The sequence below is a fragment of the Vibrio syngnathi genome (assembly GCF_002119525.1).
In the GTDB taxonomy this organism is placed as follows: Bacteria; Pseudomonadota; Gammaproteobacteria; order Enterobacterales; family Vibrionaceae; genus Vibrio; species Vibrio syngnathi.
Window position 1 is genome coordinate 662,087 of record NZ_CP017916.1, and the last position, 14,924, is coordinate 677,010.

Sequence of the window (14,924 nt, forward strand, 5' to 3'; positions counted from 1 at the left end):
TACACTAAGAGTACACCGTTTTGATGGAGTAAAGCGTGTTTGATCTCAATTTAGTAAAGCCATTCCTCTCTGTATATCAACAAAGATCGATAACCAAAGCCGCTGAATCGTTAGATCTAACTCAACCTGCGGTCAGTGCTGCAATCAAAAGGTTTGAAACCGTAGTAGGTTATGCGTTGTTCGTAAGGGTTGGCCGCTCAATAGAGCCAACGTCAATGGCTCACAAACTGGCAGATCAATTATCTGATGCTTTAGAGTTGATGGAAGGTGCAGTATCAAGAAAGCGTGATTTTACGGTTTATATGCCAGCAAACCTTCTCCACAAAATGCCTATGATCAATGGTGTTCAGCTGGTTGAATCTCCAATTTCTGTAGAGAGCGTTGTCGAGGATATCCGACTCAACCGAGTAGATTTAGTGGTCGATACTGGTTTGCCTAAACAGACAAGTTTAGCGTCTGAATTTGCAACTACCGACAGAATACTTCTTATGAGTGACCCTGAGGTTGGTCAGTTTCGCGAGCAGGTTTCTATGGATGATTTTCTTGCAGCACGACATGTAACCTTAAAGTTACTTCGCCAAGATACTCAAATGGTCGACTTTCTTTCCGAAAAGAGTTTCACCCGTGACGTGGCAATTGAAGTACGCAACCTGACGAACTTGCTCCTAGCAGTAAAAGGAACCGACTATATTGCTGCGGTTCCGGTTAGCATGATCGATTTAGCAAAAACCATCGGTTTACAGATTCATGAGCCTCCATTTTCAATGCGTCCCGTGGAGTTTGAGTTTTTCTATCACAAGAAGTATCAAACTAATGGACAACATCAAGAGTTACGAGATGAGCTTAAACAGCTACTAAATAGCTAGAAATCGAAGGCTAAACCGAATTCAACGTAATTATCGGCTTCAGGTTTAATGGTGTAAGTGACAGAAGGCTTTATGTATTTTAGGTTTATGAATGTAGCGACTTCGTAGTAGTGAGTGTTTGTTCTTGAGTTAAATCTCTCGAGGTTATTATCTTTCAAATACCACTCATCGTCTTTAATGTCTATTTCTTGATTGTACTTAACAAGAAAGTCAGCATAGCGAATTGGGCTCCAAAGAAAGCCAGCACTATAGTCTATAGAATCTGCAGCTATATTTTCTACGCATACATTTGACCTACAATACTCTTGATCAAAGGCGTAGTTGTAATTGATATCTCCGATTAAAGTCCAATTATCGTGGATTAGTTTTGCTACGAAAATACCGGTTGTAATCTCATCTTCACTGATTTTTAACGTGTTTTCAGTGTAATACGTATCGCCTTGCCAGAAAGAGTAGCCAACACCGGCTTGCCAGTATTCTTGAGTATCAACTTCTCCAAAAACACGCAACTTATCATTGATTTGATAATTTATATCAAGAGTGGCAACCGTTTTATCGTTGTTTGGATTTTGAGATAGGCTGACGGAAAAGATATCTGTAAAACGCTCAATAGATTCAATAAGGGTGTCATTTGCAGATGAATGAAAAGGAAAAGTGAAAGCTAGTGTTAATAGAATGCGTTTCATATTCAAATTCCGAATCGCTTTCCTTAGCTAGTGAGTAAAAACACCCGATAATAGCGTTCACTATTATCGGGTGAGAGGATTTAACTTGGTTTTAGATTAACCGCGTAAACGTTGTTGAATAGCGGATTTAGCTTTCTGTAACTTCGCTGGGTTGATAGATTGCAGTTTGCTACGGTTGATGTTTGAACCATCAAACACATGGTCGTGATTCTTTGTTTGAATACGCACACCGTCATCTATTTTTGAAACGGTCGCAACCCAGTCACCATTGCCTTTAACGATAGCAGCCTTGCCGTTAGCTTCTAAGTCCCCTTCAACTTTAAGCAGAGTTGTCTTGAAATCCCCACTACCAATGAATACAAGCTCGCCATCTTTGCGTTGAACTGTGCCGACCCACTCGGAGGTGTTTTCGTCGACGATGTGAATTTCACCGTTGATGATTTTCACAGCAAAGTCACGCTCTTCCACTTCGGGACGGTCTTCACCGAATTCAGGAGCCCAACGTGGAGTGTCATCAAAGTCCATGTCCGGATGTCCAGGAGAAGTTGGCAAGTTAGGACGTGAGCTATCAATTGCAATTGTTCCATTTTTGCCAGTAAGCTCAAAACCACTGTCTACACGCTCAATAGTAGCGACCCAGTCACCATTGCCTTTAACGATAGCAGCCTTGCCGTTAGCTTCTAAGTCCCCTTCAACTTTAAGCAGAGTTGTCTTGAAATCCCCATTACCAATGAATACAAGCTCGCCATCTTTACGTTGAACTGTGCCGACCCACTCGGAGGTGTTTTCGTCGACGATGTGAATTTCACCGTTGATGATTTTCACAGCAAAGTCACGCTCTTCCACTTCGGGACGGTCTTCACCGAATTCAGGAGCCCAACGTGGAGTGTCATCAAAGTCCATGTCCGGATGTCCAGGAGAAGTTGGCAAGTTAGGACGTGAGCTATCAATTGCAATTGTTCCATTTTTGCCAGTAAGCTCAAAACCACTGTCTACACGCTCAATAGTAGCGACCCAGTCACCATTGCCTTTAACGATAGCAGCCTTGCCGTTAGCTTCTAGGTCACCCTCAACTTTTACTAGAGTTTTTTCGAAGTCGCCGTTGCCACGGAAAATGATTTCACCATCTTTGCGTTGAACAGTGCCCACCCACTCACTGGTGTTTGCGTCGATAACGTGAATCTCGCCGTTAATGATCGTAATTGTAAAATCACGCTCTTCCATCTCGGGACGGTCTTCACCGAATTCAGGAGACCAACGTGGTGTAGTGTCAACATCAACGTCTGGGTGTTGTGGAAGATAATCCACACCATTGTCGCTATTGGAACTAGACGACGTGCTCAAAAGCCCTGCTACCAGTGTCGCCGAAGCCGCACCAACTGCAGCCCAAGTACCGTTAGATTGTTTCTCGTATGTTACGTCATCGACTGTAGCTGTCGTGCCTGGAGTAGCATTGGCATATTGTTCGTTTAATTTATACTGAACAGAAGCATCAATAGCGTTCATCTGCCCGTCAATAAGTTGAAGTGTTTGTTGGTTTGCTAGTTCTACGTCAACTTGAGGTGCAGAAGCAAAAGCGGGTGCTGCTAACACGCTAGAAATTGAAATGGCTAAGAGTGATGCTTTCATAAAGTAGGATCTCGTAATTGAATGGAGCGTCTTGCTATCAATGCCTCCTTGGCAAGTGCGTTTATTATTCGCTTTGGTGAGATTTTCAACAATATAGCCAGCTAGTGTTAATGTATAAATCTAATTTATGCTTTTGCAGTTTTTAGGTTGTTTGTTGAGCTTTGATGTGATTTGTGTGTGTAGTTTCGATGCTTTGTTTTATGTATTGTTTTTGTGCGCGTTGAGGCAAGACTTGAGGTAAGTATGTTCAGTTGGATAAAAGCTTGGATTAAGAAATACGATAAGTGGTGCGAAGAGCTTGGCTTAACGCCTGAAAATAAGCGCAGTTGTGTTGCTTATCGTCGTGATCCCCAAGGGAAACAAACAGAGAGTAGGGAAGATGACACCAGAATTAAGTGAATTTCCGCTGTTTGACACCCATTGCCATGCGGACTTTGACATCTTTGAGCAAGGTTTTTCACTTGATAAAGGTATTGAAGGTTACGTTAAAGAGGCGAAACAGGCGCAAGTCGAGAAGTTGATCATCCCTTCTATTGGCCAAAGTAACTGGAGGAAGCTTGATGAAATCGCTCAATCTTACCCTAATGTTTACTACGCTTTAGGTTTCCATCCTTATTTTTTAGAGCAAGCCAATGACAAGCAATTCTCAGAGCTTCACCAATTACTCTCATCAAAAAACAGCCAATGCGTTGCGATAGGAGAGTGTGGTCTCGATTTTTTTGTCGATGTTGCTCGGGAGAAACAAGAGCGTTTTTTCATCCAACAAATGGAACTAGCGAAGGTGTTTAAGCTGCCTTTAATCATCCATGAAAGGAAGTCTTATAATCGACTCATTGAACTAATAAAGCAGTATAAATTTACTTTGGGTGGCGTGATTCATGGATTTTCAGGGAGCGAACAGCAGGCTTTGGAATGGATTCAGCTTGGTTTCTATATTGGTGTCGGTGGAACGATTACTTACCCAAGAGCACAAAAAACACGCGCCACTATCTCGAAACTGCCTCTTGAATGTCTGGTATTAGAAACGGATGCACCGGACATGCCCATGCATGGAAAGCAAGGAAATATTAACCATTCCAAGTATTTAGTTACGATCTTAAATGAACTATTTTTGCTTAGAAAAGAGCCAAAGCAATCGGTTGCAATGCAAGTTTGGCAAAATAGCCATCATGTATTCCGTATATGTGAATAAAATCGAAGGTTTTTGTTTATCGTTTGCGTAAATTGCACATAGCTTGTGATTTGGCTCACATTTGTGTGTGAATGGTACATGAATCTTCTACGAAAGTGTGAGGACGGCATTACTTTATTAGTGGTCGCATGAGTATAATCACCTCCGCTTTATAGCCCCATTTTGTCACACGCCAATAAATAACTAATAAGGAAGTCATAAACTATGAGCCTGTTTATGAGCCTAGTCGGTATGGTCGTACTGATTGCAATCGCAGTACTACTATCTGATAACCGCAAAGCTATTAACGTAAGAACAGTGGGTGGCGCTTTCGCTATCCAATTCGCACTTGGTGCATTCGTACTTTACATCCCTTGGGGTCGTGATCTACTTGCAGGTTTTTCTGCTGGTGTAGCAAACGTGATCGACTACGGTAAAGACGGTACTGGTTTCCTATTCGGTAGCCTAGTTAACTTTTCAGTTGACGGTATCGGTTTCATCTTTGCTTTCCAAGTACTACCAACTCTGATTTTCTTCTCTGCACTTATCTCTGTACTTTACTACATTGGTGTAATGCAAATTGTAATCAAAGTTCTTGGTGGTGGTCTTCAGAAAGCTCTAGGAACTTCTCGCGCCGAGTCAATGTCTGCAGCAGCAAACATCTTCGTTGGTCAAACAGAAGCACCTCTAGTTGTTCGTCCATTTGTTCCTAAAATGACTAACTCTGAACTATTCGCAGTAATGTGTGGTGGTTTAGCTTCTGTAGCTGGTGGTGTACTAGCAGGTTACGCATCTATGGGTGTACCTCTAGAGTACCTAGTTGCAGCGTCATTCATGGCAGCACCTGGTGGTCTACTATTCGCTAAAATCATCAAGCCTGAAACAGATACGCCAGACGATAACATCGCTGACGAAATGGACGGTGGCGATGACAAACCAGCTAACGTTATCGACGCAGCAGCAGGTGGCGCATCAGTTGGTCTACAACTAGCTCTTAACGTTGGTGCAATGCTACTTGCATTCATCGGTCTAATTGCTCTAATCAACGGTATCCTAGGTGGTATCGGTGGTTGGTTCGGTATGGAAAACCTAACTCTAGAACTTCTTCTAGGTTGGATCTTCGCACCGCTAGCATTCATCATTGGTGTGCCATGGGAAGAAGCAACTATTGCTGGTTCTTTCATTGGTCAGAAGACAGTTGTTAACGAATTCGTTGCATACCTAAACTTCGTACCATACATCGGTGACAACGCTCAAATCGTTGAAGCGACTGGTCAAGTGATGTCTGTTAAGACTCAAGCAATTATCTCATTCGCTCTATGTGGTTTCGCAAACCTTTCTTCAATTGCGATTCTTCTAGGTGGTCTAGGTGGTATTGCACCAAGCCGTCGCCACGACATCGCTCGTATGGGTGTTAAAGCGGTTATTGCTGGTACTCTATCTAACCTGATGGCAGCAACAATTGCTGGCTTCTTCCTATCTTTCTAATCAGTTAGAAATCGATATATAGACGCCATAATAATATCGCCCCGTAGCAAGAAATTGCTGCGGGGCTTTTTTGTTTTTGGGCCTAGTGATTTTGAGCATTTGCATGAGTGAATGCTTGGAGTCGAAAATGGGTCTAGAATGTTTTTTTGAGATACAAACCGTTTGCGTTCTAAGGAGCACTACAATTTATTGATGGATACCTATAATGTATAAGCTAAAGGGATAGGATGTCTCTGTTGGCAAGAAAGTAACATTGAAATTAACTCAAACGTTATTCTTCTGGGATTAAGCCAAACTTAGCAATACGCTATATTAGCAATACACTATAGATGTTAGACACAACATGACTGATTTGTTGTGCCATAGACCAAACTGGTACTGTGCGGTGACAAGGATTGCAATTGGTAGCGAAAGTTATCAAGTCTTCAGGGAACCAAGTCCGTTCATTTGTGACTACTGAGCATTACTAAAATATCCATCTATACTGGATGGATGGTGAAGTAGTTAACTATTTGAATATATTGATCGGAGATAGAAATGAGCGATTTAAAAGCAGCAGCTCTACGTGCACTTAAACTTATGGACCTAACGACGCTAAATGACGACGATACTACTGAAAAAGTAGTAGCACTTTGTCATGACGCGAAGACTGCAGTTGGCAACACCGCTGCAATCTGTATTTACCCTCGCTTCATCCCAGCAGCTAAAAAGGCGTTGCGTGAGCAAGGTACTCCAGAAGTACGCATCGCGACTGTAACTAACTTCCCTCATGGTAATGACGACATCGAAATTGCTGTTGCTGAAACAAAAGCAGCGGTAGCGTACGGCGCAGACGAAGTTGACGTAGTATTCCCATACCGTGCTCTTATTGCTGGCAACGAAGAAGTGGGTTTTGAGCTAGTTAAACAGTGTAAAGCAGCTTGTGGTGACATCACGCTTAAAGTGATCATCGAAACAGGTGAACTTAAAGAAGAAGCACTGATCAAGAAAGCTTCTCAAATCTGTATCGAAGCCGGTGCAGACTTCATTAAAACTTCAACCGGTAAAGTGCCAGTAAACGCGACTCCTGAGTTCGCACGCATGATGCTTGAAGTTATTCGTGACATGGGCGTAGCTAAAACAGTGGGTTTCAAACCAGCTGGTGGCGTACGTACAGCTGAAGATGCTCAAGCTTACCTAGCGATGGCTGATGAGCTACTAGGCTCTGAGTGGGCAGACAACATGCACTACCGTTTTGGTGCTTCAAGCCTACTAACTAACCTTCTTAATACATTAGAAGTGACAGACCAAACTGCAGATCCAGCAGCATACTAATTTCCCTATCGGGTATAACAATAAAGTCTGTTTGATGGAGTGGTGTTAAGTCACTCCATATTACCTCTTTCCCTACAAACCATACTCACTAGAGTTTGGGAGGCACTAATGTATCTACCTCAAGAAATTATTCGCAGAAAACGTGATGGTGAAGTCCTAACGACTGAAGAAATTAACTTCTTCATTCAAGGCGTGGCTAAAAATACCGTTTCTGAAGGCCAAATTGCAGCATTCGCAATGGCTATCTTTTTTAATGAAATGACGATGCCAGAACGTATCGCACTGACGTGTGCAATGCGTGATTCGGGCATGGTGATTGACTGGAGCCACATGAACTTTGATGGCCCAATCGTTGATAAACACTCTACTGGTGGTGTTGGTGACGTAACTTCTCTGATGCTTGGCCCTATGGTGGCAGCATGTGGCGGTTTCGTTCCAATGATCTCTGGTCGTGGTTTAGGTCACACTGGCGGTACGCTAGACAAACTTGAATCTATCCCTGGTTACAATATTACACCCACCAACGATGTGTTTGGTGCTGTAACCAAAGAAGCTGGCGTAGCGATCATCGGCCAAACTGGTGATTTAGCACCGGCTGATAAGCGCGTTTACGCGACTCGAGATATCACGGCAACAGTCGACAACATCTCGTTGATCACAGCTTCAATTCTGTCTAAGAAATTGGCTGCTGGCCTTGATTCTCTAGTGATGGATGTAAAAGTAGGTTCAGGCGCATTCATGCCGACTTACGAAGCGTCTGAAGAATTAGCAAAATCTATCGTTGCAGTAGCAAACGGCGCAGGCACTAAAACAACGGCAATCCTAACGGACATGAACCAAGTTCTGGCTTCTTCAGCGGGTAACGCAGTAGAAGTACGTGAAGCGGTTCAATTTCTAACCGGCGAATATCGTAACCCTCGTTTGCTAGAAATTACGATGGCATCGTGTGCTGAAATGCTGGTTCTGGGTAACCTTGCAAAAGATTCAGACGAAGCGCGTGAAAAACTGATGGCAGTACTGGATAACGGTAAAGCAGCAGAGTGCTTCGGTAAAATGGTAGCGGGCCTTGGTGGTCCAGCAGATTTCGTAACGAACTACGATAACTACCTAGAAAAAGCAGAAATTGTTAAACCAGTGTACGCGCTAGAAAGCGGTGTAGTATCAGCGATGGATACGCGTGCAATTGGTATGGCTGTCGTTGGTATGGGCGGTGGTCGCCGTGTAGCAACAGACAGCATTGATTACGCAGTCGGTTTTGATAGCTTCATTCGCCTTGGCGAAGTAGCAAGTGACGATAAACCATTAGCAATGATTCATGCTCGCAATGAACAACAGTGGCAAGAAGCTGCGACGGCATTACAAAATGCAATCATTGTGGGTGGAGAATACACAGCAACGCCAGACGTTTACCGTCAGATTCGTTCTGAAGACGTGTAAATAACAGGTATCGGTATACGTATGTATACCGATAAACCGAGTTCTGGTGCAAAGAGCAATAAGTTGGTGAAGAAAATGAAAAGAGCATTTATTTTAGTTTTAGATTCATTCGGTATCGGCGAAACAGCAGATGCGGACACATTCGGTGATGTAGGTTCAGACACTATGGGTCACATTGCTGACCATTGTGATCAAGGCCTTGCAGACAATGCAGATCGTAACGGCCCACTAACGCTGCCAAACCTGTCTAAGCTAGGTTTAGCTATGGCTCACAAAGAGTCTACAGGTCGTTTTGCTCCTGGTATGGACGCAGACGCTGAGATCATTGGCGCGTACGGTCACGCTGCTGAGCTGTCTTCTGGTAAAGACACGCCATCAGGTCACTGGGAAATCGCTGGTGTTCCGGTACTGTTTGACTGGGGCTACTTCACCGACAAAGCGAACAGCTTTCCAAAAGAACTGACTGATCGCATCCTTGAGCGTGCTGGTCTATCTGACTTCTTAGGTAACTGCCACTCATCGGGTACAGAAATCCTAGATAACCTAGGTGAAGAACACATGAAGACTGGCTTGCCAATCTTCTACACTTCTGCAGATTCTGTTTTCCAGATCGCTTGTCACGAAGATACATTCGGCCTACAAAACCTATTAGACCTTTGTCAGATTGCTCGTGAAGAGCTAGCTGATTACAACATTGGTCGTGTTATCGCACGTCCGTTCATTGGTGCTGGTAAAGGTCAATTCGAACGTACTGGTAACCGTCGTGACCTTTCTGTTGAGCCGCCAGCGGCGACGGTTCTTCAGAAGCTGGTTGATGAGAAGGGCGGCAACGTTCACTCAATCGGTAAGATTTCTGATATCTACGCAGGTTGTGGTATCACTCAGAAAACCAAAGCAACAGGTATCCCTGCACTATTTGAAGCAACCAAAGAAGCGATCAATGAAGCGGGTGACAACACCATCGTGTTCACTAACTTCGTTGATTTCGACTCAGCTTACGGCCACCGCCGTGATGTTGCAGGTTACGCAGCGGCACTTGAGTACTTCGATGGTCGCATCAATGAAATCATCGATATGATGAAAGAAGATGACGTGCTTATCCTGACAGCAGACCACGGTTGTGACCCAACATGGCCGGGTTCAGACCATACTCGTGAACATATCCCTGTGATTGTTTACGGTAACAAGGTTCCAGCAGGCTCTCTAGGCCGTCGTGATACCTTCGCTGATATCGGTCAAAGCTTAGCGTCATACTTTGGCACATCGCCAATGGGATACGGTACAAGCTTTCTGTAATGGTTAACTAAGATAGAGGGAAACCTCTCTCTTCTTTTTTGTTTTGAGATTAAGGATATTTTCAATGGCTACTCCACATATTAATGCTGAAATGGGTGATTTCGCTGACGTAGTTCTAATGCCAGGCGATCCGCTACGTGCTAAATACATTGCTGAAACCTTCTTAGAAGAAATAGTTCAGGTGTGTGATGTTCGTAATATGTTTGGTTACACGGGTACTTACAAAGGTCGTAAGGTTTCGGTAATGGGGCACGGTATGGGCATCCCATCTTGTTCTATTTACGCGACTGAGCTGATCAAAGACTTTGGTGTGAAAAAGATCATTCGTGTCGGTAGTTGTGGTGCAGTGAGTGAAGATATCAAAGTGCGTGATGTGGTGATTGGCATGGGCGCGTGTACTGACTCAAAAGTGAACCGTATTCGCTTTAAAGGTCATGACTTCGCGGCTATCGCAGATTACAAAATGGTGCGTGCGGCAGAAGATGCAGCAAAAGCGCATGGTGTAGACGTCAAAGTCGGCAACCTTTTCTCTGCTGAACTGTTTTACACACCAGATCCTGACATGTTTGAAGTGATGGACAAATACGGTATTGTCGGCGTAGAGATGGAAGCGGCGGGTATCTATGGTGTGTGTGCTGAATACGGCGCAAAAGCTCTGACTATTTGTACTGTTTCTGATCACATCAAAACTGGTGAGCAAACCACATCAGATGAACGTCAAACGACTTTCAACGACATGATGGTTATCGCATTAGACTCTGTGCTTCTTGGTGACCAAGACTAATCATTTCTCTACAGCTTGATAAGCTAACAGATAACAAAAAGCCCCGTTGCTGCCTGAGCTTCGGGGCTTTTTCTTGGATGTCTTAAACTAAGCCGTTAAGAGCTTACATTTTTAAGCAGCCAGTTCTCCCCAGACTTAGTCTTTCTTTTACGAATAAGCATGATGAACAACACGCCACTGACAAACCCCATCAAGACCATACCGATCATGTAGCGATCGCTCTTACGGTAGTGATGATCAGAAATAGCGGTCATTTTTCCCGTCTCAAAAGTCACGCGGATAAAGCCAATGATCGTACTCTCTGGAGAGTAAATAGGCTCAACGAGTTGCTGCCTGCCAATACTTGCCGTTGAAAGAGGTGTGTCTAAGCCAAGAACCTCGCGTACCGAGAGCGCTTTTTCACTCGAGGCCAGTCGGATCCCTTCTGCATCGTAGATGGTGGTATCAAATACCAATCGATCCTGAGAAAGTTGGTTAGTTAGCTCTAGCAGGCGCTCTTGATCTTGCTGAGTGATCATCTTACTGGCTGAAAGAGATGCCTGTGAGATCAGTAGTTTGGTCAGCGTTTCCAACTGTTTTGCTTGGATTTTCTCATTGCCTTTACTGATCACTACTGTGTTTTTAATTGTTACCACGAACATAGCAGCCAACAGAATTAGGGCTAGTACTCGTAAAGCGTTACGTATTGAGAACAATGATTCATTCATGTTTCACGAAGCCTGAAATAAACAAATGTTATGATTAAGACATATTGAGACTTGCGTTTTCAAATTGCAATAGGTTAACGTTTAGCATAGTTAATTAGGAATCATACACATGGACGCTCAGAAATATCTGCCGATTAAAAGGCATACGACATTATTAACCCGACTCCCCGAGACTCGTTTCGCTTCTCAACTCGCTAAATCCAAAGCCAATTGGATTGTGTTCGGTGAGTACCTATCTCCACAATCATTCGATGACATCGACTTTTTCACTGGTACCTACAACACCATCCTCGATACGTGGAAGGTGGGGCATTATGAAGTGGCACTGATGTCAGGGAACCTAACCCCTGCACACGAAGAAATTTTACAAGCACTGAAGCTTGATTATGCTTGCCTTAGCGAGGTCCCAGACTTATCTAAGCCAGGTTTGATCGTGATGGATATGGACTCGACAGCAATTCAAATTGAATGCATCGATGAGATAGCAAAGCTCGCAGGAGTGGGAGAGTTAGTTTCTGAAATCACAGAGCGTGCGATGCAAGGCGAGCTCGACTTTGAACAGAGCCTGCGTCAACGCGTTGGGGCACTGAAAGGTGCGGATGAGTCGATACTGGAGCAAGTGCGTCAATCATTGCCATTCATGCCAGACTTAGTTGAGCTGGTGAATACTCTGAATAAACTTGGCTGGAAGACGGCGATCGCATCGGGTGGTTTTACTTATTTCTCAGACTACCTGAAAGATACTCTTGATCTTGACCACGCTCAGTCAAACACCCTAGAGATCGTCAATGGTAAATTGACGGGTGAAGTTTTAGGCGATGTTGTTTCGGCGCAGACCAAAGCGGATATCTTGGTAGAGCTTGCTGAAGAGTATGAACTGGAACTGCATAACACCGTTGCCGTAGGTGATGGTGCCAATGACTTGGTTATGATGGGTTCTGCCGGTTTAGGGATTGCTTACCATGCAAAACCGAAAGTTGAACAACAAGCTCAAACTGCTGTGCGTTATGCTGGCTTAGGTGGGGTGCTTTGTATCTTGTCAGGCGTATTAGCTAAGCAGCAAAAAATCAGCTGGCAAGCGAAGCCTTAGTCATATTTAGGGCGGTATAACGGATACAAAAAAAGCAGGCGATGAGCCTGCTTTTTCTCTTTTTAAATCCGATAAGTCGGTAAATTGATACAGCTATTTAATGCGAGAGTTCTAATCGAATCAATACTTCATCGGTAATGTCTTCTATCTCGCCATAACCAATAAAAGCGGTGACCTCACTCTCTAACTTCTTCGCTTGGTGCATACTGATGCGCGAAAGCTCGGCTAAGTCTGATTGGAATAAACTGGTTAATGGATTAAAGATCGGTGCGGTAGTGACTCGCAGTACATACACATCACCCAGATCTTGTGCATTCTTAATGAACGAGATACGTTCTTTCGTAGATGCAAAGTCTTTAACCAACTTCGTATGTACAGATTGAATTTTGTTACCAAACTTTACCGCAGCAATGTAGACATCATAATGTTTAGGCTCTGCACCCTCTATTCTTTTGAGTGGTTCAGCCAATAGGGAATTAGAGTGACCTTTAAAAATAGGTTCGAGTGAAAACTTTTGGTTGTGCCCAAGTTTAGCCAGTAAGGCTAGATGCTTATTCAGTGGGAAGTTCACACCAATGAGCTTACAACGCAACGTTGAGCCCGGCTTATCAATGAAGATTGGATTACTGACCATTTTGTTAAGCAAAACACTGTGCAGTGATTTGAGCAGTGAATCGGTAGGCAGTATTTCTTGCTTTTTGTTTAGCTTACTTTGGTTCTGATCGATAAGCCCGTTGAGGAAGGCGATCGTGCGCATTGTTTTTGCATTTTCGGTGATAACCAATTGAATGTTGCAACCATTCGGGCTTACACGAATTACGTGGTAAGGCACTGTGCTGAGTGGCAAGTTTTTATCATAGAGTTGCAGTTCATTGAAATTCACCACAACAGGATCGTCAATCTTGAGTACCATTGGTTGTTCAAGGGTAATGCTTAGTCCACGTTTTGATATGTCTACAGTGTGCCCATTTATAGTTGGACTATCTTGTGATGTGAGTTGAATGGGCGATTTAAAGCTATATCTCGGTTCTTTACGACGACTTTGGGAATCAAAGTAGATACTTTGAATGTTCCCCACCACCGTTCGCGGATGACGAAAGCGATTAAGGTCACTGCTTGGAATGCGTGGTTTTTCACTTAATAGATAATCGGCAGCACTTTCGTGATCACCGATCTCTTGCAAGATACCGCAATGAGTCAGTTGCGCTGAGCTTTGAGCAAGCGTATCTGAATGCTCAGCTAAGGCTTGTCGCTCAGAGTCGGATAATTCGAAAACCGAGAATTTGAACGCCTTCCAACTTTTACGTTTACCGCCGATGTGCCAGAACAGTTGCCTCTCTTCACGAGAAGCTTCAGGCAGCATCATCGAGTAGAACAAGGTTTTATTTTTATGTTCATGGGTAAAAGAGTAGATAACGTTACTGGTTCCCTTCACGCCAGGCTTAGCGAGTAAGTTCATACGTTGTTCGTTGAACAAAGTGCCCAAAGCTTGTTGGTTACGCTCATCATGCCAATATTGCCATTGGGGATGATTGTTATCCGTGAGTAGGGCGAGCTTCAACTCACTACCACTGAAGAATAGAGGGAGATTACAGGTGTACTTTAGATAGGTGTGTTCAATACCGCGAGTTCGCGTTCGAATGAGCCTATCTTGATTCTCATGGCTAGTTTTCTTGCTGACACTATTTAGAGATTCATCGAGTAAACGAGCCACACTCGTTGTATCGCTGATTCTGATGCATCTTAAAAATTTGACAGCATTGTTCTCGTAGGATTCATCAATACCCAGAATACGAAATTCAACCGCCTCATTAACATCGGCTTCTAGTGACTTCTCAACAAGCTCAGTGAATTTAACACTGATGATTTCCCCTAGGTTGTATTTAAACGCCCTTGGTACCTTGAACTTTGCACCCGACGGAGAAATATCAATTGTCACACCATGTAGGCTTTGTCCTTTAGGCGTGGTGATTTCAACCTGTGAGCTAATCTTGAGCCTGTTTTCTTTGCGTTTTAAATCGTAACCGAGGTTAATGGCTTCTGCTTCATAGGGGCTATCAGCGTTAGTGATATCGTGGTCATCTTGAGAGGATGTTTTAACAATATTACGAAGAGGTTGAATGCGAGGTGTCATCACTAACTCCCACACGCCCTCGGTATAACCTTTAAATTTTTTAGTACCACGTTGATACGCGTTCAAAGCTATGTCATCAAGCCAATGTTTACGCTCGTCTAGCGTGAATTGATGACATTCATTATCAATACGCCCGCGTAAATCAATGCTCTTTGTGCACGGAGCCATGATACGATTCAGTTCCATTTTAACGAGCAGTTTTAGAGACGGCGATTCGCCTTCTGTCATTTGAGAAAGAAGGAATTCGAAATCTTCGGCATGGTAGGCCGGAATAAGTCGTTCTGCTACAGATAGAATTTCAGATTGCTGCATACTTTTCTTG

The 14,924-nt window shown here is 43.7% G+C and carries 13 protein-coding genes; 9 read left to right on the plus strand and 4 right to left on the minus strand.

From position 1 onward, the window contains the following. Positions 1-35: 35 nt before the first annotated feature. Positions 36-866, plus strand: a complete 831-nt coding sequence (locus K08M4_RS03205; RefSeq protein ID WP_086048823.1) for a LysR family transcriptional regulator — start codon at positions 36-38, stop codon at positions 864-866. Here the strand turns inward: K08M4_RS03205 and K08M4_RS03210 are convergent. Further along, positions 863-1,552 carry a hypothetical protein gene (locus tag K08M4_RS03210; protein WP_086048824.1) on the minus strand — a complete coding sequence of 230 codons (690 nt, stop codon included), beginning with the start codon at positions 1,550-1,552 and terminating at the stop codon, positions 863-865. The genes K08M4_RS03205 and K08M4_RS03210 overlap by 4 nt on opposite strands. A 96-nt stretch (positions 1,553-1,648) precedes the next feature. Continuing rightward, positions 1,649-3,181 carry a hypothetical protein gene (locus tag K08M4_RS03215; protein WP_086048825.1) on the minus strand — a complete coding sequence of 511 codons (1,533 nt, stop codon included), beginning with the start codon at positions 3,179-3,181 and terminating at the stop codon, positions 1,649-1,651. 243 nt (positions 3,182-3,424) lie between these two features. Between K08M4_RS03215 and K08M4_RS22060 the strand changes: the two genes are divergently transcribed. From K08M4_RS22060 to deoD, 7 genes are all read left to right on the plus strand, one after another. Then, on the plus strand, positions 3,425-3,580 hold the full coding sequence (locus K08M4_RS22060; protein ID WP_157935037.1) for a DUF5363 family protein: 156 nt from the start codon (positions 3,425-3,427) through the stop codon (positions 3,578-3,580). Further along, a complete protein-coding gene (locus tag K08M4_RS03220; RefSeq protein ID WP_086048826.1) occupies positions 3,561-4,373 on the plus strand; it encodes a TatD family hydrolase in 813 nt (270 codons plus the stop codon). The genes K08M4_RS22060 and K08M4_RS03220 overlap by 20 nt, the downstream gene beginning before the upstream one ends. A gap of 204 nt (positions 4,374-4,577) precedes the next feature. Then, on the plus strand, positions 4,578-5,840 hold the full coding sequence (locus K08M4_RS03225) for a NupC/NupG family nucleoside CNT transporter (protein ID WP_086048827.1): 1,263 nt from the start codon (positions 4,578-4,580) through the stop codon (positions 5,838-5,840). 537 nt (positions 5,841-6,377) lie between these two features. Further along, entirely contained in the window at positions 6,378-7,154 is a 777-nt protein-coding gene (gene deoC / locus K08M4_RS03230; RefSeq protein WP_086048828.1) for a deoxyribose-phosphate aldolase, read from the plus strand. A gap of 108 nt (positions 7,155-7,262) precedes the next feature. Next, positions 7,263-8,591 (plus strand): thymidine phosphorylase, encoded by a 1,329-nt coding sequence (gene deoA / locus K08M4_RS03235; protein WP_086048829.1) that lies wholly within the window; start codon positions 7,263-7,265, stop codon positions 8,589-8,591. 75 nt (positions 8,592-8,666) lie between these two features. After that, complete coding sequence (locus K08M4_RS03240) at positions 8,667-9,887, plus strand: phosphopentomutase (protein WP_086050377.1); 1,221 nt, start codon at positions 8,667-8,669, stop codon at positions 9,885-9,887. A gap of 64 nt (positions 9,888-9,951) precedes the next feature. Continuing rightward, positions 9,952-10,671 (plus strand): purine-nucleoside phosphorylase, encoded by a 720-nt coding sequence (gene deoD, locus K08M4_RS03245; protein WP_086048830.1) that lies wholly within the window; start codon positions 9,952-9,954, stop codon positions 10,669-10,671. A gap of 95 nt (positions 10,672-10,766) precedes the next feature. On the opposite strand, the gene K08M4_RS03250 is transcribed toward deoD, so the two are convergent. After that, positions 10,767-11,378, minus strand: coding sequence for a YtjB family periplasmic protein (locus K08M4_RS03250; protein WP_086048831.1), 612 nt, complete (start codon positions 11,376-11,378; stop codon positions 10,767-10,769). 109 nt (positions 11,379-11,487) lie between these two features. Here K08M4_RS03250 and serB point away from each other — a divergent pair, with 109 nt between their 5' ends. Then, positions 11,488-12,468, plus strand: coding sequence for a phosphoserine phosphatase (gene serB, locus K08M4_RS03255; protein ID WP_017103874.1), 981 nt, complete (start codon positions 11,488-11,490; stop codon positions 12,466-12,468). 97 nt (positions 12,469-12,565) lie between these two features. Here serB and K08M4_RS03260 read toward each other — a convergent pair whose 3' ends face one another. Beyond that, positions 12,566-14,914 carry a PilZ domain-containing protein gene (locus K08M4_RS03260; protein WP_086048832.1) on the minus strand — a complete coding sequence of 783 codons (2,349 nt, stop codon included), beginning with the start codon at positions 14,912-14,914 and terminating at the stop codon, positions 12,566-12,568. Positions 14,915-14,924: the final 10 nt, after the last annotated feature.